The organism is Caballeronia grimmiae (genome assembly GCF_000698555.1).
In the GTDB taxonomy this organism is placed as follows: domain Bacteria; phylum Pseudomonadota; class Gammaproteobacteria; order Burkholderiales; family Burkholderiaceae; genus Caballeronia; species Caballeronia grimmiae.
The window spans coordinates 12466-28928 of sequence record NZ_JFHE01000003.1; the positions used below are offsets into that span (position 1 = coordinate 12466).

A 16463-nucleotide genomic window follows, 5' to 3' on the forward strand; every position below is an offset into this window, starting at 1 on the left:
TGCATATCAAAGTAATTTTTCAGTCGTTTGCAATATATAGCAGGTTTATTACTATCAGTCCAATTTTTCCAATTTCGATAGCTGTTTTTGTCATTAGCAAATGATCGTTCCGTCTGAACGACCCGCGCAGTGGCGAATCAATGGTTATCTGCGCCGCGTAACCTGGAACGCAGCGCGCACACAAAAACTTGGGGCCCCCGAATGTATCAATACGATCAGGTCGACCAGCGAATCGTCGACGAGCGAGTCGCACAGTACGCCGATCAGGTTCGCCGACGTCTGTCGGGCGAGTTGAGCGAAGAGGAGTTTCGTCCGCTGCGGCTGCAGAACGGCCTGTACATGCAGCGCCACGCGTACATGCACCGCATCGCGATTCCTTACGGCAACCTGCGCAGCGACCAGCTGCGCATGCTGGCGACGATCGCGCGCGAGCATGATCGCGGCTACGGCCACTTCTCGACGCGCACGAACATCCAGTTCAACTGGGTCGAGCTCGAAGAGACGCCCGAAATCCTGCGCAAGCTCGCTTCGGTGCAGATGCACGCGATCCAGACATCGGGCAACTGCATCCGCAACATCACGGCAGACCAGTTCGCGGGCGTTGCACCGGATGAGGAAGTCGATCCGCGTCCGTGGGCCGAAATCCTGCGTCAATGGTCGACGTTCCATCCCGAGTTTGCCTGGCTCCCGCGCAAGTTCAAGATCGCGGTGTGCGGCTCGGCGGAAGATCGCGCGGCGGTGCAGATTCACGATCTCGGCGTCTATCTGAAGAAGAACGCGCAGGGCGAAGTCGTCGCGAGCATTCTCGCCGGCGGCGGACTCGGCCGCACGCCGATCATCGGCGCGGTCATCAAGGAAGACCTGCCGTGGCAGCATCTGCTGACCTACTGCGAAGCCGTGCTGCGCGTCTACAACCGCTACGGCCGCCGCGACAACATGTACAAGGCGCGCATCAAGATTCTGGTGAAGGCGCTGTCGCCGGAGAAGTTCGCGAAGCAGGTCGAGGAAGAGTGGCTGCATCTGAAGGACGGCCCGTCGACGCTCACGCAGCACGAAGTCGAGCGCGTGTCGAAGTTCTTCGCGCCGCCGGCCTACGAGAAGCTGCCGGACACGGACGCATCGTATGAGAAGCATCTGATCGAGAACAAGGCATTCGCGCGCTGGGTCGAGCGCAACGTGCGCCCGCACAAGGTGCCGGGCTATGCATCGGTGACGCTGTCGCTGAAGCCGACGGGCATCGCTCCCGGCGATGCGACCGACAAGCAGATGGACGACGTCGCGGCGCTCGCCGACGAATTCTCCTTCGGCGAAATCCGCGTGTCGCACGAGCAGAACCTGATTCTCGCGAACGTGAAGAAGCACGACCTGTTCACCGTGTGGGAACGCGCGAAGGCGGTCGGTTTTGCGTCGGCGAACATCGGCTTGCTGACGGACATCATTTCGTGCCCCGGCGGCGATTTCTGCTCGCTCGCGAATGCGAAGTCGATCCCGATTGCGCAAGCGATCCAGCAGCGTTTCGACGACGCCGACTACGTCTACGACCTCGGCGACCTGTCGATCAACATTTCGGGCTGCATGAACGCGTGCGGTCATCACCACGTCGGCAACATCGGCGTGCTGGGCGTCGATAAGGACGGCTCGGAGTGGTATCAGGTGACGCTCGGCGGCGAGCAAAGCTCCGGCGCGACCGGTGCGCATCTCGGCAAGGTCATCGGCCCGTCGTTCTCGGCGCATGAGATGCCGGACGTCGTGTCGAGCGTGATCGATACGTTCGTCGACAACCGCATCGAAGGCGAGCGCTTCATCGATACGTTCGGCCGCATCGGCATCGCGCCGTTCAAGGAGCGCGTGTACGCATCGCGCCAGGCACACGCTTGAGGATTTGAAGATGACGTTGATTATCAAGAACCGCGCCGTCGTCGAAGACGATTTCACCGTGATCCGCGCCGCCGAAGACGGCTCGCTGCCCGCAGCCGATGCGCTGCCGGCCGGCAAGGTGATCGTGCCGTTCGCGTTGTGGAAGGAACACAAGGATGCGATCGCCGCATCGCGCTCGAAGGACGAACTCGGCGTGTGGCTCGCTCCGGACGACGAACCTGCGGATATCGCGCCGGACTTCGACAAGATCGCGGTCATCGCGGTCGATTTCCCGGTGTTCCGCGATGGCCGCGGCTTTTCGATTGGCCGTCTTCTGCGTGAGCGGTATCACTGGAAGGGCGAGCTGCGGGCCATCGGCGACGTGTTGCGCGATCAGGTGTTTTTCCACCATCGCTGCGGCTTCGACGTTTTCGCCGTGCGCGCCGACAAGGACATCAACGACGCGCTGAACGCGTTCAACGAGTTCACCGAGCTGTATCAGGGCGCGAACGACAATCCGGAACCGCTGTTCCGCCGCCGCGCCGCGGTGCTCGCCACGCTCGGAGCCTGAGGCATGACGCCAGAATTGCAAGCCAGGGTTGACCGTCTGGATGCGCTGCTGGATTCCATCGCAGCGCGCCACGAGCGCGTCAAGCTAGCCAGCAGCCTCGCCGCGGAAGACATGGTGCTCACGCACGCGATTCTTTCCCGTGGCGTGAAGATCGGCATCTTTTCGCTGAACACCGGCCGCCTGCACGCGGAAACGCTCGGCATGATCGACGCCGTGAAAGCACGTTACGGCTACGACATCGAGCAGTTTCATCCGCAGGCCGATGCCGTCGACGCCTACGTGCGCGATCACGGCGCGAATGCGTTCTACGAGAGCATTGATTTGCGCAAGAGCTGCTGCCATATCCGTAAGGTGGAGCCGCTCAACCGCGCGCTCGGCGATGTTTCCGCGTGGGTGACGGGCCAGCGCCGCGAGCAGTCGGTGACGCGCGCGGAACTGCACGAGGAAGAGCACGACGCGCCGCGCGGCATTGCAAAGTTTAATCCGCTCGCGGACTGGAGCGAAGCCGATGTGTGGGACTACCTGAAGGCGTTCGATGTGCCGGTAAATCCGCTGCATGCGCGCGGTTATCCGAGCATCGGCTGCGAGCCCTGCACGCGCGCCGTGCGTCCCGGCGAGGACAGCCGGGCGGGCCGGTGGTGGTGGGAGTCGCGCGATACGAAGGAATGCGGCCTGCACATGACCAACATCAGCAGCATCAGGATCGTCGAAGAAACTCCCAGCTCGGCGATCTGACCAAAAGACATCGAGGCGCGAAGACGCCGCAGCACAACCCTGTTACCGAACGCGACGCCTTTCTTGGCGCCGCCATAAAAGGATCGACGAATATGAGCACGACGCTCGACCCCAACGTCACGACCCCGATCGTCAACCGGGCGACGCGGATGGACCATCTCGACTGGCTCGAAGCCGAGTCGATCCACATCCTGCGCGAACTCGTCGCGGAATGCAGCAAGCCCGCGCTGCTGTTTTCGGGCGGCAAGGATTCGGTCGTCGTGCTGCATCTCGCGTTGAAGGCCTTCGGCCTCGGCGCGGGCCGCAAGACGGTGCTGCCGTTCCCGCTGGTCCATATCGATACCGGCCACAACTTCGACGAAGTCATCGACTTCCGTGATCGCCGCGCAGCGGAGATCGGCGCGGAACTCGTCGTCGGCCATGTCGAAGATTCGATCAAGAAGGGCACCGTGCGCCTGCGTCGCGAAACCGATTCGCGCAATGCGGCGCAAGCGGTGACGCTTCTCGAGACCATCGAGGAACACGGCTATACCGCGATGATCGGCGGCGCGCGCCGTGACGAAGAGAAGGCCCGCGCGAAAGAGCGCATCTTCTCGTTCCGCGATGAATTCGGCCAATGGGACCCGAAGGCGCAACGCCCGGAACTGTGGAGCATCTACAACGCGCGTCTGCATGCCGGCGAGCATCTGCGTGTGTTCCCGATCTCCAACTGGACCGAACTCGACGTGTGGCAATACATTGCGCGCGAAAAGCTCGAACTGCCGTCGATCTACTACGCGCACGAGCGCGAGATCGTCCGCCGCAACGGGCTGCTCGTGCCGGTGACGCCGCTTACGCCGGTGCGCGAAGGCGAGACCCCGGAAATGGCGCAGGTGCGCTTCCGCACGGTCGGCGACATTAGCTGCACGTGCCCGGTTGCGAGCGATGCCGACGATGTCGAGAAGATCATCGCGGAAACCGCCGTGACGGAAATCACCGAACGCGGCGCGACGCGCATGGACGATCAGGCATCCGAAGCCGCGATGGAACAGCGCAAGAAGCAAGGCTATTTCTAAGCATCACGTCCAAGGAACGAACGAATCATGAGCATTTATCAAGCCGAAGACCTGGGCGTGTTGCGCTTCATCACGGCGGGCAGCGTCGACGACGGCAAGAGCACGCTGATCGGCCGCCTTCTGTACGACAGCAAGGCCGTGCTGTCCGACCAGCTTTCCGCCATTTCCCGTGCGAAGAACAAGCGCACGGTCGGCGATGAAATCGATCTGTCGCTGCTGACGGACGGCCTCGAAGCCGAGCGCGAGCAGGGCATCACGATCGACGTTGCCTACCGCTATTTCGCGACCGCCAAGCGCAAGTTCATCATTGCCGATACACCCGGCCACGAGCAGTACACGCGCAACATGGTGACGGGCGCATCGACGGCGCATGCGGCAATCATTCTCGTCGACGCGACGCGCGTTACGTTCGAAGACGGCGCGGCGCAATTGCTGCCGCAGACGAAGCGCCATAGCGCGATCGTCAAGCTGCTGGGCCTGCAGCACGTGATCGTCGCGATCAACAAGATGGACCTCGTCGAGTACAGCGAGGCGCGCTTCAACGAGATTCGCGATGCCTACGTCGCGCTCGCGCGTCAGCTCGGACTCGACAACGTGCGCTTCGTGCCGGTGTCGGCGCTCAAGGGCGACAACATCGTGACCGCGAGCGAGCGCATGCCCTGGTATGCGGGCGAGCCGCTGCTGGATCTGCTCGAATTGCTGCCGGTCGCGCAGCCGAACGAACAGGCGCTGCGTTTCCCGGTGCAGTGGGTTGCGCGTCAGGACGGCTCGCAAGCCGACGACTTCCGCGGCTACATGGGCCGCGTCGAAGCCGGCGAAGTGCGCGTCGGCGATGCGATCACCGTGCTGCCGGGCAATCGCCAGGCAACGGTGGCCGAGATCATCGCGCCGGTGCCGGGCGGCGTGAGCCCGGTGGATCGCGCGTTCGCGGGTCAGACGGTGACGGTTCGCCTGACCGAAGACGTCGATGTATCGCGCGGCGACACCTTCGTGCCGGCGTCCGCAACCGTCGATCCGGCGAAGAAGCTCGAAGCCGACCTCTGCTGGTTCGACGAAGAGCCGCTTTCGCCGCAGCGCAAGTATTTGCTGAAGCAAACGACCAATACCGTGTTCGCGCGCATCGGCGCGGTGAAGCAGGTGCTCGACGTGCATACGCTGTCGCATTCGGTGGACCGCACGACGCTCGCGATGAACGACATTGGCCGCGTGGCGCTGACGCTGCAGAAGCCGATCGTCGCGGACGCGTACGATACGCATCAGGGAACGGGCGCGTTCGTGCTGATCGACGAGGCGACGCATCACACGGTCGCGGCGGGTATGATTCGCGCAATCGCGGCTTAATGACGGGTGAAATGCGATGGGTAAGGTCTATCTGATCGGAGCGGGGCCGGGCGCGGCGGATCTCATCACCGTGCGCGGCATGCGCCTGCTCGAATCGGCCGATGTCGTGCTGCATGACGCGCTGATCGAACCGGCAATGCTCGACTACGCGCCGCACGCGAAGAAGATCGCGGTCGGCAAGCGTTGCGGGCAGCGCTCGACGGCCCAGCATTTCATCAACAAGCAGATCGTCGATGCGGCGCGCGAGCATGGCGTCGTCGTGCGTCTGAAGGGTGGCGACCCGATGCTCTTTGGCCGCGCCGACGAGGAAATGCGCGCGCTGGAAGCGGCGGGCATCGAGTATGACGTGGTGCCGGGCATCACGGCGGCGCTGGCGAGCGCGGCGACGCTCAGGCGATCGCTGACGCTGCGCGGCGTGTCGCGCAGCGTGGCGCTCGCGACGCACAGCCGCGCCGCCGATAGCGACACGATCCGCGAGCAGGCGAAGGCCGATTCGCTCGTGTTCTACATGGGCCGCGACAGTGCGCCGGAGATCGCGCAGCAGCTCATCGACGCCGGGCGTCCCGGATCGACGCCGGTAGCGATCGTCGAGGCGTGCAGCACGCCGCGCGAACGCACGCTGACCTTGACGCTCGCGCAAATGGCGCTCGGCGAGGCGCAGGAATGGCTCGATCCGTCGCAGCCGAGTCTGCTGATGATCGGAGAGGCGTTTCGCGAAAGGGCGTCGGCGGTGAAGCCGCGGGTGCATCTGAAAGGGATGGCGGCGTGATGCTGCTTTGAGTTCGCCAGAAAAGCGCACCGGAAGGTGCGTTTTTTCTTTGAGCCGGCGCTGCTGAAGACTTCGCCGGGTATCGCGTTCATCGGTCGTCAGGAATGCCACGTTCTCTTGCGGCTCGTGTCGGCAACGCTGTGCGTTGGGTCAGTCGATGGACGGCGCGTGCGATGGGGCTCGTCATTTCGCTGCTGCTGGGCTACGCGCTCGTTGCGCTGGTGGCCGCTATGGCGCCCGGCAACCGTGACTGGCAACCCGTCGCACCCGGCGAGGGCGTCACCATCTGGCTCACGACCAACGGCGTTCATGCCGCGCTTGTGCTGCCGCGCAATGCGGCGGGCGTCGACTGGTCCCGCTATTTCTCGCCGTCGGATACGCACATGCCCGCTGCGTCGGCGCGTTACGACATGATCGAAGTCGGCTGGGGCGATCGCGAGTTCTATCTGAACACGCCGGAATGGAGCGATCTGCGGGCATCGACGGCCTTGGTCGCGCTCTCGGGACGCGGCAGCACGGTGTTGCACGTGCAGTTCATGGCCGCGCCGAGCGTGGCATCGGACGATGCGCTGCCGATTACGATCTCTGTTGCTGCGTATCAGCGCGTGGCGGCGTATGTGCTCGGGACTGTGAAGCTCGATGGCAACGGACAATCCACGAACGTGCCGGGACACCACTACAACGATTACGACGCTTTCTATGAAGCGCACGGGCGCTATTCGGCGTTTCTGACCTGCAATCAGTGGACGCGCAATGCGCTCGACGCTGCCGGCGTGCGGGTGCCGATGTGGGCGCCGTTTGATCGGGCGTTGTTCTGGCAGTTGCGCGGAGGGTAAGCGGTGGTGTGCGGTCAGGCTAGCGCGCGCCGCGTCGAAGTTCGTCGATGACAGGCTCTGTCATCGGCATGGCGTCGCGCTTATGGGCAATTTCCTCAGCGAACGCGCGGCGGTCCCATTTCGCGGCGCGAAGGGTGATGCCGCCGTCGACTGTCAGGCTGGCCTCGACTTGATCGCCCTCGGAAAGGCCGACATGCCGGAGATACTCGGCCGGAATGCGCACAGCCAGGCTATTGCCCCATTTGGAAATAAGCAGGTTCATGGATGACTCGGTGGAAATACAGACTCGTATAACCATTCTAGTCTCCGTTTTCCGGCTTCGACACTCAGCCGAACGGCCAACGCCCAAACCCTAAACCTGCGTCAAACAATACCTCGCGACCGCGTCGAGCACGCCATCGTCCTCGCCGACAGCAGTCGCGCAATGAATGACCACGCCCGGATGGGCCGCGCGGCACGTGTCGATCACTTGCGGCAAATCACGCCGTACATGCCCGCCCTGCCCGAAGAAAACCGGCACGACGGTGATCGCATCGCAGCCATCGGCGGCTTGCGCGGCGACCGCAGCGGGCAAATCCGGCGTCATCAGTTCGAGAAATGCGAGCGCAACCGGATCGCCGCGCAACGAACGCAGCTTCGCAGCAAGACGTTCGAACGGCTCGGCCCAGCGCGGATCGCGTGCGCCGTGGCCGAACAGGATGATGCCGTGCTTGCCCATCACGCTCTCCCAAAAGGACTCAGTGCCGTTCCACCCACTTCAGGCCCAGCAAGCCGATCGCCAGATAGGCGAGGGCAGGCGCCGCCGCCGTGATGGGTGCAGGCCACGTATTCAACGTGCCGATATGCGAGAACAGCGTGTTGAACAACTGGAAGCTCATGCCGATCATGATGCCGCCGAACACCTTCACGCCGACCACCCCGGCGCGCGTATGCAAGTATGCAAACGGCAGCGACAGCACCAGCATCACCAGCACCGCGAACGGATACAGAATCTTGCGCCAGAACGCGATCTGATACCGCTGCGTGTCCTGATGATTCTCCGTCAAGTGCTGGATATAGCGGAACAGATTGAACATCGACATCCGGTCGGGCGACACCAGCAAGACCGACAGAATCTGCGGCGTCAGCTCGGAGCGCAGCGAGTATTCGGGCAGCGCCGTCTCCTTCGCGCGATACACCGGATTGAGCGTATCGCCCGGATTGACGGCTTGCGGCTGCGCGTCGATCAGTTGCGTTTCCGTGACCCCAGTCAGCTTCCAGTGGCCCGGCGGCTGAAACACGCCGCTCCTGGCGACGCGCACGTTCGACAGCCGGAACTTCGAATCGAATTCGTAGATGCGCACGTTGGCGATCGTCGTATCGGGATTGAGCGTGCCCACGTTGACGAAGCGCGTGACCTGTTCGCCGTTTTCCTTCGCGTTCAGCGTGTCCTTCACCCACACGCCCGACTGAAAGTTCGACGATACCGACGACCCCAGCGCCTCTAGCCGCACGCGCTCGGACAACTGGTCCGAGTACGGTCCGATCACTTCGCCGATCAGATACGTCACGAGCACGAGCGGCACGCCGATCTTCAACAGCGATCGCAACGCGGTGCCCGTCGACAGCCCCGACACGCGGAAGATGGTGAACTCAGACGCCGCCGCCATCTGCGCGAACACGTAGATCGCGGAAATGAGCGCCGCGACAGGGATGATTTCGTAGAAGCGCGACGGCGTCTGCAACGCGACGCGCAGCACCGCGAGCGTGAACTTGTAGTTGCCGTGTCCGACCGTGTTCAACTCATTGATCAGGTCGAAAAAGAAGAACAGGCCCGAGAACGCGAACAGAATGAAGATGAACGCGAGATAGATCTGGCGCGCGAAGTATCGTTCGTAGATGCGCATTGCTTACGCTCCCTTCGAGCGCGTGAACATCGCGCGCGTGAAGAGCGGCCGGTTGCGCACCCGCAGCCAGAAGATGAACGCGACGACCGCGCTCACCAGAATATGCAGCCCCGCGATGCCCACGCCGAACGAGAGTTTCCCTTGCTCGATCCACGACTGCACCACGTTCAGCAGATTCGAGTACGTCAGATAGATCAGCACGGCCATCACGAGATTGATGGTCCGGCTCCGGCGCGGGTTCTGATAAGACAGCGGAATGGCAAGCAGCATCAGATTGATGGCGATGAGCGGCAAGCCCAGCCGCCACGCGAATTCAGCGAGGTTCTGCTGGGTCGGATCGGCGAGCAGATCGGGCGTGGAGATGCCCGTCGTCGAGGGCGTGTTGATCACTTGACGACTCATGATCTTCACGCCGTAACGCGCGAATTCCATGATCCGGAAGTTGGGCTGGCCGGGCTCGCCATCGTAACGGCGGCCGTTTTCCAGCACGATGAAGCGGTCGCCGTCCGCGCGCGTCTCGGTGTGACCGTTCTTCGAGACGATGACGTTGACCTTGCCGCCTTCGGTGCTCGTGACGAACACGTTTTCGACATGCCCCTGATCCGGCGACATCTTCTCGATGAAGAACACGCGATGGCTCGACGGCGATTCGCGGAACTGCCCCGGCGCGAGCAGCGACACTTCATCGCGCTGCTGAAAGCGCGCCTTGATGAGCTTGCTTTGCTGGTTCGACCACGGCCAGCCGACGAACGCGAAGAAGATGATGAGGATGATGATCGGCGTGGAAAACGTGGCGATCGGCTTGATGAGCTGCGTCTGGCTGACGCCCGAGGCGAGCCATACGACCATCTCCGAATCGCGATACCAGCGCGTGAGCACGAAGAGGATCGAGACGAAGAGCGTCACGATCAGCATGACGGCGAGATAGCCGATGACCGTGAGCCCGATCAGCACGACGACGTCGCGCGGGTCGACCTGGCCCGACGCCGCGAAGCCGACGATGCGGATCATCATCGTCGTGAGCATGATCGTGAGCAGCACCATGAACACGGCGCCGGCCGTATACGCGAGTTCGCGCTGCAGGGAGCGTTCGAAGATCATTGAATTTTGCTTGAGGCCGGCGGCGGCAGCGTGGCTATTCGTTCTACAGACGCAAGGTTCGACGCTTCGTTCCCTTGCGCCGTGAGCCTGTGACCGCCGCGGTGAAAATAGCGGATAATTGCGGCTTTCATCCTTCAGCCCAGATTTTACCGAGGATAAGCGCGATGGACTTTAGCATAAAAGCCTGTGATTGGAGCAAAGGCGAGGCAAATGGTTTCCTGACGGGGAAAGCCGATGTCGTCGTGCTCGGCGTGTTCGAAGCACAGACACTTACAGGCGCGGCCCGCGTCATGGATGTCGCGACGAAAGGGCTGATTTCGCGCGTCGTCAAGGCGGGCGACATGAGCGGCCGCGCCGGCACGACGCTGATGATCCCCGAAGTGACGGGCATCGGCGCGGCGCGTGTGCTGCTCGTCGGCCTCGGCAAGCAGGACGCCTTCAATCAGAAGGCGTATGGCGAAGCCGTGCGCGCGGCATGGCGCGTGATCCTCGGCACGAAGATCGGGCAAGTCACCTTCACGCTGGCTCAACTGCCGATTCTCGAACGCACCGGCGACTGGGGCGTGCGCGCGGCCATCCTCGCGCTGCGCGAGCTGACCTACAAGTTCTCGCAAATGAAGAGCAAGCCGGAAAACGGCGAGCGCTCGCTCAGAAAGATCGTCTTCAGCATCGATACCGCCGACGAGAAAGCGGCGCGTGTCGCAGCCAAGCAAGGCGTCGCGATCGCGAACGGCATGGACCTCACGCGCGATCTCGGCAATCTGCCGCCCAACGTCTGCACGCCGACCTATCTCGGTCAGACCGCCAAGCAGCTTGGCCGCGACTGGAAGCTCAAGGTCGAAGTGCTCGGGCAGAAGCAGATCGAGGCGCTGAACATGGGTTCGTTCCTGTCGGTCGCGAAGGGATCGGTGCAGCCGCCGCAGTTCATCGTCATGCATTACCAGGGCGCGGGCGAGCCGGTGAAGGCGCGCGGCAAGAACGCGTCGAACGCGTCGAATGCGCCGATCGTGCTCGTCGGCAAGGGCATCACGTTCGATTCCGGCGGCATCTCCATCAAGCCCGGCGAGGCGATGGACGAGATGAAGTACGACATGTGCGGCGCCGGCTCGGTGTTCGGCACGATGCGCGCCGTCGCGGAAATGGGCCTGAAGCTGAACGTGATCGGCGTCGTGCCGACCTGCGAGAACATGCCCGCGGGCAACGCATTGAAGCCGGGCGACATTGTCACGGCCATGAACGGCACGACCATCGAAGTGCTCAACACCGACGCCGAAGGCCGCCTCATTCTTTGCGACGCGCTCACCTACGCCGAACGCTTCAAGCCGGCGGCCGTCGTCGATATCGCGACGTTGACGGGCGCGTGCATCATCGCGCTGGGTCATCACAACACGGGCCTCTTCTCGAAGGACGACGCGCTTGCGGGCGAACTGCTCGACGCATCGCGCGAGGCCGTCGATCCGGCGTGGCGTCTGCCGCTCGACGACGAGTATCAGGAACAGCTCAAGTCGAACTTCGCGGATGTGGCGAACATCGGCGGGCGTCCGGCGGGCAGCGTAACGGCGGCGTGCTTCCTGTCGCGTTTCGCGCAGAACTATCCGTGGGCGCACCTCGATATCGCGGGGACCGCGTGGAAGAGCGGCGCGGCGAAGGGCGCGACGGGCCGGCCGGTGCCGCTGCTGTCACAGTTCCTTATTGATCGCGCGGGGCAGTGAGCGAAACCGTGACGCGCATCGACTTCCATACGAATGTCGGCGATCCGCTCGCCTATGCGTGCCGCCTCGCGCGCAAGGCGTATGCGAGCGGTCGGGCGCTCGTCGTGCTTGCCGAGCCGCAGCGTCTTGCCGCGTTCGACGAGCAGTTGTGGACGTTCGCGCCGCTCGAGTTCGTGCCGCACTGCATGGCCAAGAGCCCGCTCGCGCAGGAAACGCCGGTGGTGCTGGCATCGGATCTCAACGACGTGCCGCATCACCAGGTGCTCGTCAATCTCGGCGCGCCGGTGCCCGCGCAGTTCGCGCGTTTCGAGCGGCTGATCGAGATCGTCGGCAACGAGGGCGACGAACTGGCCGCCGGGCGCGAGCGCTTCCGTTTCTATCGCGATCGCGGCTACGCCATCGAAACGCACAAGCAAGGCGGCTGAGCGAACAGTGCGTGGCGGTGCGCGTGCGTTAGCATCGGCGCACGGAGACCTCTGACGACCCATACAAGACCATGACCGACACCACGAACACGTCCGATTCCTTCGATCCATCCATTCCCGTTCTCACCGATGTCGTCGTGCCCGGCAAGCCGGAATTCGCGCGCGCGGCAACGGCTGACGAAGCGACGGTCGCCTACGAGGCGGAACTCGTCGCGCAACGCTTGCAGGGGCGCGTCACGCAGTTTCTGAACGGCGATGCGCGCGCGCTGATCGAAGCGCGTTGTCAGGACGTGCTGCGCGCACATTCGGCGAGGCTCGTGCAGGACATCACGCGCGAAGTGGCGGTTGCGCTGGAAGCGCATATGCGCGAATGGGTGAGCGTCGCGGTGGAAGAGGAGTTGCGGCGGCAGCGGGAGGCTTGAGCGGGACGAAGTTCAAATGACAAAGGGGCGCATGAGCGCCCCTTTGTCATTGCGTGCTACGGATTGCGATGTCGATCAGCCCGTGACCGCCCCGCGATTCGCCGGCAACGCCAGCGTGGCGTACTTCGCCAGCACGCCGCGCGTATAACGCGGGGCCGGCTTCTTCCACGCCGCACGCCGGCGCGCGATCTCCGCGTCGTCCACGTTCAGTTGCAGCAGCAGCTTGTGGGCATCGATGGTGATCGAATCGCCCTCTTGCACGAGACCGATGGTCCCGCCCGCGAACGCTTCGGGCGCGACGTGGCCGACCACCATGCCCCACGTGCCGCCCGAGAAGCGCCCATCGGTGATGAGACCGACCGATTCCCCCAGCCCCTTGCCAATGATCGCCGATGTCGGCGCGAGCATCTCCGGCATGCCGGGGCCGCCTTGCGGGCCGAGATAGCGCAGCACGACGACATCGCCGGCCTTGATCTTGTCCGCGAGAATGGCCTCCATCGCGGTCTGCTCGTCGTCGAACACGCGCGCCGGGCCGGTGATGACCGGGTTCTTCAAGCCGGTGATCTTCGCGACCGCGCCGTCTTCCGCGAGATTGCCGCGCAAAATCGCGAGGTGGCCCTGCTTGTAGAGCGCCTGCTCGATCGGAAAGATGACCTTCTGATCCGCGCGCGGCTTGCCCGGCACGTCCTTCAGTTCCTCCGCGAGCGTGCGGCCAGTGATCGTAATGCAATCGCCATGCAGAAGGCCTGCGTCGAGCAGGATTCTCAGCACTTGCGGGATGCCTCCCGCCTTGTGCAGATCCGTGGCGACGTACTGGCCCGACGGCTTCAGGTCACAGATCACCGGCACTTTCTTGCGCATGCGCTCGAAGTCGTCGATGGTCCACTCCACTTCCGCCGCGTGCGCGATCGCCAGATAGTGCAGTACCGCGTTGGTCGAACCGCCCGTCGCCATGATCAGCGCGACCGCGTTCTCGATCGACTCCTTCGTGATGATGTCGCGCGGCTTCAGATCCTTCTTGACCGCTTCGACCAGCACGCGCGCCGATTCAGCCGCCGAGGCGACTTTCTCGTCGTCGGGGTTCGCCATCGTCGATGAATACATCAGCGACATGCCGAGCGCCTCGAACGACGAGCTCATCGTGTTGGCCGTGTACATGCCGCCGCACGATCCAGTCGACGGACACGCGTTCTTCTCGACGCCCTTGAAGTCCTCTTCCGACATGCGGCCAGCCGTGAATTCACCGACGGCCTCGAACGACGACACGATGGTCAGGTCCTTGCCCTTCCAGTTGCCCGGACGAATGGTGCCGCCATACACGTAGATGCCCGGCACGTTCATGCGCGCAAGGCCGATCATCCCGCCGGGCATGTTCTTGTCGCAGCCGCCGATCACGACCACGCCGTCCATCCACTGTCCCTGCACGGCAGTCTCGATACAGTCCGCGATCACCTCGCGCGACACGAGCGAGTACTTCATGCCTTCGGTGCCCATCGACATGCCGTCCGAGATCGTCGGCGTGCCAAAAATCTGCGGGTTCGCGTCGGACTGCCTGATCGCGGCGATGGCGGCGTCGGCGAGGCGCTGCAAGCCCGCGTTGCACGGCGTGATGGTCGAATGCCCGTTGGCGATGCCGATCATCGGCTTGTCGAAGTCTTCCTCCTTGTAGCCGAGGGCGTAGTACATCGAACGGTTGGGCGAGCGCGCAACGCCCTGGGTGATGTTTTTCGAGCGGCGATTGAACGGCATGATGGGGGCTCCGTGAGAATTTTTGGTCTAGTGGCCCAAGAATGAAGCGTCGGCTTGTGTCTGTCCAATATATTATTCAGGGCTTATTAGGTCGCGAAACATATCAATGGAAGAGCGGAATCCGCCCATCGAGATGCGCTTGCTGCGCTACTTCGTGACGGTCGCCGAAGAAATGCATTTCGGCCGCGCCGCCGCGCGCCTCGCCATGACGCAGCCGCCCCTCTCGCAAGCCATCCGCGCGCTGGAAGACGCGCTCGGCGTGGCGCTGTTTGCGCGGACGAAGCGCACGGTCGAACTGACGGCGGTCGGCAAGGACTTGCTGCCCGAAGTGCGCCGGCTGCTCGCTTCCGCCGACGCGCTGCGTCCGCTCGCGCAATCGCTCGCGCGCGGCGAGGCGGGCGTGCTGTCGCTCGCGTTCGTCTCGACGGCGGACTACGGCCTGCTGCCCGCGCTGCTGCGCGATTTCGGCGCGCGCTATGCCGGCGTGCGGCTGCAACTGACGGAAGCGACGAGCGACGTGCAGATCGAAGAACTCGTCGCGGGCCGCATCGATGCTGGCCTCGTCATTCCGCCGCTGCCGCCCCGGCACGCGATGTCGCTGTCGTATCTGCCGATCGCACGCGAACCGCTCGTCGTCGCGATGTCGGCAGAAGCGGCCGCGCAGTTGCAGCAAGGCGCGGCGGAGTGGGCCGACACGCCCGTCGATCTGCGCGATCTGGCTGCCGCGCCGCTCGTCGTGTTTCCGAGGCGTCTCGCGCCGGGCTTGTATGACATCATCATGGGTTGCTACGCCGCGGCGGGGCTGACGCCGCGCATCGGGCAGGAGGCGATTCAGATGCAGACTATCGTGAGTCTCGTGTCGGCGGGCATGGGCGTCGCGCTCGTGCCGCAATCGCTGCGGCATCTGCGACGCACGGGCGTGGTGTATCGTCCGTTGCGGCCGGTGGCGGATGCGCCCGTTGTCGAAACGGGGCTCGTGTGGCGCGCGGCGGAGGTGAGTCCGGTGCTTGCCGGGTTCATCGAGATCGTGCGCGCGCGGGCCGCGGCCGTCTCTGCTTTATGATTCGTGCCTGACTTCCCGCTTTGCTTTGACTTTCTTACGATGCTCATACATCCCAATTTCGATCCCGTCGCCATTCATCTCGGACCGCTCGCCGTGCGCTGGTACGGGCTCATGTATCTAGTGGCGTTCATTTCGGCCATCGTCATTGGCCGGCTGCGGCTGAAGCTGCCGTTCGTCGCCAATCAGGGCTGGACCGCGAAGGACATCGACGACATGCTGTTCTACGGCGTGCTCGGCACCATTCTCGGCGGGCGTCTCGGCTACGTGGTGTTCTACAAGGCGAGCTACTACCTGTCGCATCCGCTCGATATCTTCAAGGTGTGGGAAGGCGGGATGTCGTTTCACGGCGGCTTTCTCGGCGTGACGCTCGCGATGGTGCTCTTCGCGCATCAGCGCAAGCGCACGTGGCTGCAGGTGACGGATTTCGTCGCGCCGATGGTGCCGCTCGGTCTGGCGGCGGGGCGCCTTGGCAACTTCATCAACGGTGAGCTGTGGGGCCGCGTGACGGACCCGGCCGCGCCGTGGGCCATGCTCTTCCAGCATTCGTCGAACGATGACGCCGTCTGGCTCGCGAAGAATCCGCAACTTGATGCGCAATGGCATCTGAGCGAAGTCTTCCAGCGGTATCAGATGCTGCCGCGCCATCCGTCGCAGTTGTATGAGATCGCGCTCGAAGGCATCGTGCTGTTCATCCTGATCTGGACGTTCTCGCGCAAGCCGCGTCCGATGGGCGCAGTCTCGGCGCTGTTCCTGATCGGCTACGGGCTCGCGCGCTTCACGGTGGAATTCGCACGCGAACCGGACGATTACCTCGGCCTGCTCGCGCTCAATCTCTCGATGGGCCAATGGCTTTCGCTGCCGATGGTCATCGTGGGCATCGTCCTGATGGTGTGGGCGTACAAGCGGCATCGGCGCGTGCCGGCCAACGCCGCCTGAACCGA

Annotated in this window: 17 protein-coding genes; 12 read left to right on the forward strand and 5 right to left on the reverse strand. The window is 63.6% G+C overall.

The window, feature by feature from the left end:
- Positions 1–201 precede the first annotated feature (201 nt).
- From BG57_RS04335 to BG57_RS04365, 7 genes are all read left to right on the forward strand, one after another.
- On the forward strand, positions 202–1878 hold the full coding sequence (locus BG57_RS04335) for a nitrite/sulfite reductase (protein WP_035960501.1): 1677 nt from the start codon (positions 202–204) through the stop codon (positions 1876–1878).
- 10 nt (positions 1879–1888) lie between these two features.
- On the forward strand, positions 1889–2428 hold the full coding sequence (locus tag BG57_RS04340; RefSeq protein WP_035960502.1) for a DUF934 domain-containing protein: 540 nt from the start codon (positions 1889–1891) through the stop codon (positions 2426–2428).
- Positions 2429–2431: 3 nt separating this feature from the next.
- Positions 2432–3163 carry a phosphoadenylyl-sulfate reductase gene (locus BG57_RS04345; RefSeq protein ID WP_035960504.1) on the forward strand — a complete coding sequence of 244 codons (732 nt, stop codon included), beginning with the start codon at positions 2432–2434 and terminating at the stop codon, positions 3161–3163.
- Positions 3164–3255: 92 nt separating this feature from the next.
- On the forward strand, positions 3256–4218 hold the full coding sequence (gene cysD, locus BG57_RS04350; protein ID WP_035960505.1) for a sulfate adenylyltransferase subunit CysD: 963 nt from the start codon (positions 3256–3258) through the stop codon (positions 4216–4218).
- A 27-nt stretch (positions 4219–4245) separates the two neighbouring features.
- Entirely contained in the window at positions 4246–5559 is a 1314-nt protein-coding gene (locus tag BG57_RS04355; protein ID WP_035960506.1) for a sulfate adenylyltransferase subunit 1, read from the forward strand.
- Between the two features lie 16 nt (positions 5560–5575).
- Positions 5576–6328: a uroporphyrinogen-III C-methyltransferase gene (gene cobA, locus BG57_RS04360; protein ID WP_035960507.1), complete on the forward strand. Its 753-nt coding sequence runs from the start codon at positions 5576–5578 to the stop codon at positions 6326–6328.
- Positions 6329–6501: 173 nt separating this feature from the next.
- On the forward strand, positions 6502–7164 hold the full coding sequence (locus tag BG57_RS04365; protein WP_035960509.1) for a TIGR02117 family protein: 663 nt from the start codon (positions 6502–6504) through the stop codon (positions 7162–7164).
- 19 nt (positions 7165–7183) lie between these two features.
- Here the strand turns inward: BG57_RS04365 and BG57_RS04370 are convergent, their stop codons facing one another.
- The 4 genes from BG57_RS04370 to lptF form a co-directional block, all read right to left on the reverse strand.
- Positions 7184–7426 carry an AbrB/MazE/SpoVT family DNA-binding domain-containing protein gene (locus tag BG57_RS04370; protein WP_035960510.1) on the reverse strand — a complete coding sequence of 81 codons (243 nt, stop codon included), beginning with the start codon at positions 7424–7426 and terminating at the stop codon, positions 7184–7186.
- 90 nt (positions 7427–7516) lie between these two features.
- Positions 7517–7882: a sirohydrochlorin chelatase gene (locus tag BG57_RS04375; protein ID WP_035960511.1), complete on the reverse strand. Its 366-nt coding sequence runs from the start codon at positions 7880–7882 to the stop codon at positions 7517–7519.
- 19 nt (positions 7883–7901) lie between these two features.
- On the reverse strand, positions 7902–9050 hold the full coding sequence (gene lptG, locus BG57_RS04380) for an LPS export ABC transporter permease LptG (protein ID WP_035960512.1): 1149 nt from the start codon (positions 9048–9050) through the stop codon (positions 7902–7904).
- A gap of 3 nt (positions 9051–9053) precedes the next feature.
- Positions 9054–10151: an LPS export ABC transporter permease LptF gene (gene lptF, locus BG57_RS04385; protein ID WP_035960513.1), complete on the reverse strand. Its 1098-nt coding sequence runs from the start codon at positions 10149–10151 to the stop codon at positions 9054–9056.
- Between the two features lie 164 nt (positions 10152–10315).
- On the opposite strand from lptF, the gene BG57_RS04390 reads away from it, so the two are divergent.
- The 3 genes from BG57_RS04390 (at position 10316) to BG57_RS04400 (ending at position 12710) form a co-directional block, all read left to right on the forward strand.
- Entirely contained in the window at positions 10316–11863 is a 1548-nt protein-coding gene (locus BG57_RS04390; protein ID WP_035960515.1) for a leucyl aminopeptidase, read from the forward strand.
- A gap of 8 nt (positions 11864–11871) precedes the next feature.
- A complete protein-coding gene (locus BG57_RS04395; protein ID WP_035961050.1) occupies positions 11872–12288 on the forward strand; it encodes a DNA polymerase III subunit chi in 417 nt (138 codons plus the stop codon).
- Positions 12289–12359: 71 nt separating this feature from the next.
- The gene (locus BG57_RS04400; protein ID WP_035960516.1) at positions 12360–12710 is read left to right on the forward strand and encodes a DUF2486 family protein; all 351 of its coding nucleotides are present in this window, start codon (positions 12360–12362) and stop codon (positions 12708–12710) included.
- Between the two features lie 75 nt (positions 12711–12785).
- Here BG57_RS04400 and ilvD read toward each other — a convergent pair whose 3' ends face one another.
- Positions 12786–14459: a dihydroxy-acid dehydratase gene (gene ilvD, locus BG57_RS04405; RefSeq protein ID WP_035960517.1), complete on the reverse strand. Its 1674-nt coding sequence runs from the start codon at positions 14457–14459 to the stop codon at positions 12786–12788.
- A gap of 106 nt (positions 14460–14565) precedes the next feature.
- Between ilvD and BG57_RS04410 the strand changes: the two genes are divergently transcribed.
- Together BG57_RS04410 and lgt are read left to right on the forward strand one after the other, a co-directional pair.
- Positions 14566–15522 (forward strand): LysR family transcriptional regulator, encoded by a 957-nt coding sequence (locus BG57_RS04410; protein ID WP_035960518.1) that lies wholly within the window; start codon positions 14566–14568, stop codon positions 15520–15522.
- Positions 15523–15561: 39 nt separating this feature from the next.
- Positions 15562–16458, forward strand: a complete 897-nt coding sequence (lgt, locus tag BG57_RS04415; protein WP_035960519.1) for a prolipoprotein diacylglyceryl transferase — start codon at positions 15562–15564, stop codon at positions 16456–16458.
- Positions 16459–16463: the final 5 nt, after the last annotated feature.

Excerpts from the sequence above, each read along its gene's own strand:
- BG57_RS04335 (WP_035960501.1), top strand. The coding sequence starts at position 202 with ATGTATCAATACGATCAGGTCGACCAGCGAATCGTCGACGAGCGAGTC.
- BG57_RS04340 (WP_035960502.1), top strand. The coding sequence starts at position 1,889 with ATGACGTTGATTATCAAGAACCGCGCCGTCGTCGAAGACGATTTCACC.
- BG57_RS04345 (WP_035960504.1), top strand. The coding sequence starts at position 2,432 with ATGACGCCAGAATTGCAAGCCAGGGTTGACCGTCTGGATGCGCTGCTG.
- cysD (WP_035960505.1), top strand. The coding sequence starts at position 3,256 with ATGAGCACGACGCTCGACCCCAACGTCACGACCCCGATCGTCAACCGG.
- BG57_RS04355 (WP_035960506.1), top strand. The coding sequence starts at position 4,246 with ATGAGCATTTATCAAGCCGAAGACCTGGGCGTGTTGCGCTTCATCACG.
- cobA (WP_035960507.1), top strand. The coding sequence starts at position 5,576 with ATGGGTAAGGTCTATCTGATCGGAGCGGGGCCGGGCGCGGCGGATCTC.
- BG57_RS04365 (WP_035960509.1), top strand. The coding sequence starts at position 6,502 with ATGGGGCTCGTCATTTCGCTGCTGCTGGGCTACGCGCTCGTTGCGCTG.
- BG57_RS04370 (WP_035960510.1), bottom strand. The coding sequence starts at position 7,426 with ATGAACCTGCTTATTTCCAAATGGGGCAATAGCCTGGCTGTGCGCATT.
- BG57_RS04375 (WP_035960511.1), bottom strand. The coding sequence starts at position 7,882 with ATGGGCAAGCACGGCATCATCCTGTTCGGCCACGGCGCACGCGATCCG.
- lptG (WP_035960512.1), bottom strand. The coding sequence starts at position 9,050 with ATGCGCATCTACGAACGATACTTCGCGCGCCAGATCTATCTCGCGTTC.
- lptF (WP_035960513.1), bottom strand. The coding sequence starts at position 10,151 with ATGATCTTCGAACGCTCCCTGCAGCGCGAACTCGCGTATACGGCCGGC.
- BG57_RS04390 (WP_035960515.1), top strand. The coding sequence starts at position 10,316 with ATGGACTTTAGCATAAAAGCCTGTGATTGGAGCAAAGGCGAGGCAAAT.
- BG57_RS04400 (WP_035960516.1), top strand. The coding sequence starts at position 12,360 with ATGACCGACACCACGAACACGTCCGATTCCTTCGATCCATCCATTCCC.
- ilvD (WP_035960517.1), bottom strand. The coding sequence starts at position 14,459 with ATGCCGTTCAATCGCCGCTCGAAAAACATCACCCAGGGCGTTGCGCGC.
- BG57_RS04410 (WP_035960518.1), top strand. The coding sequence starts at position 14,566 with ATGGAAGAGCGGAATCCGCCCATCGAGATGCGCTTGCTGCGCTACTTC.
- lgt (WP_035960519.1), top strand. The coding sequence starts at position 15,562 with ATGCTCATACATCCCAATTTCGATCCCGTCGCCATTCATCTCGGACCG.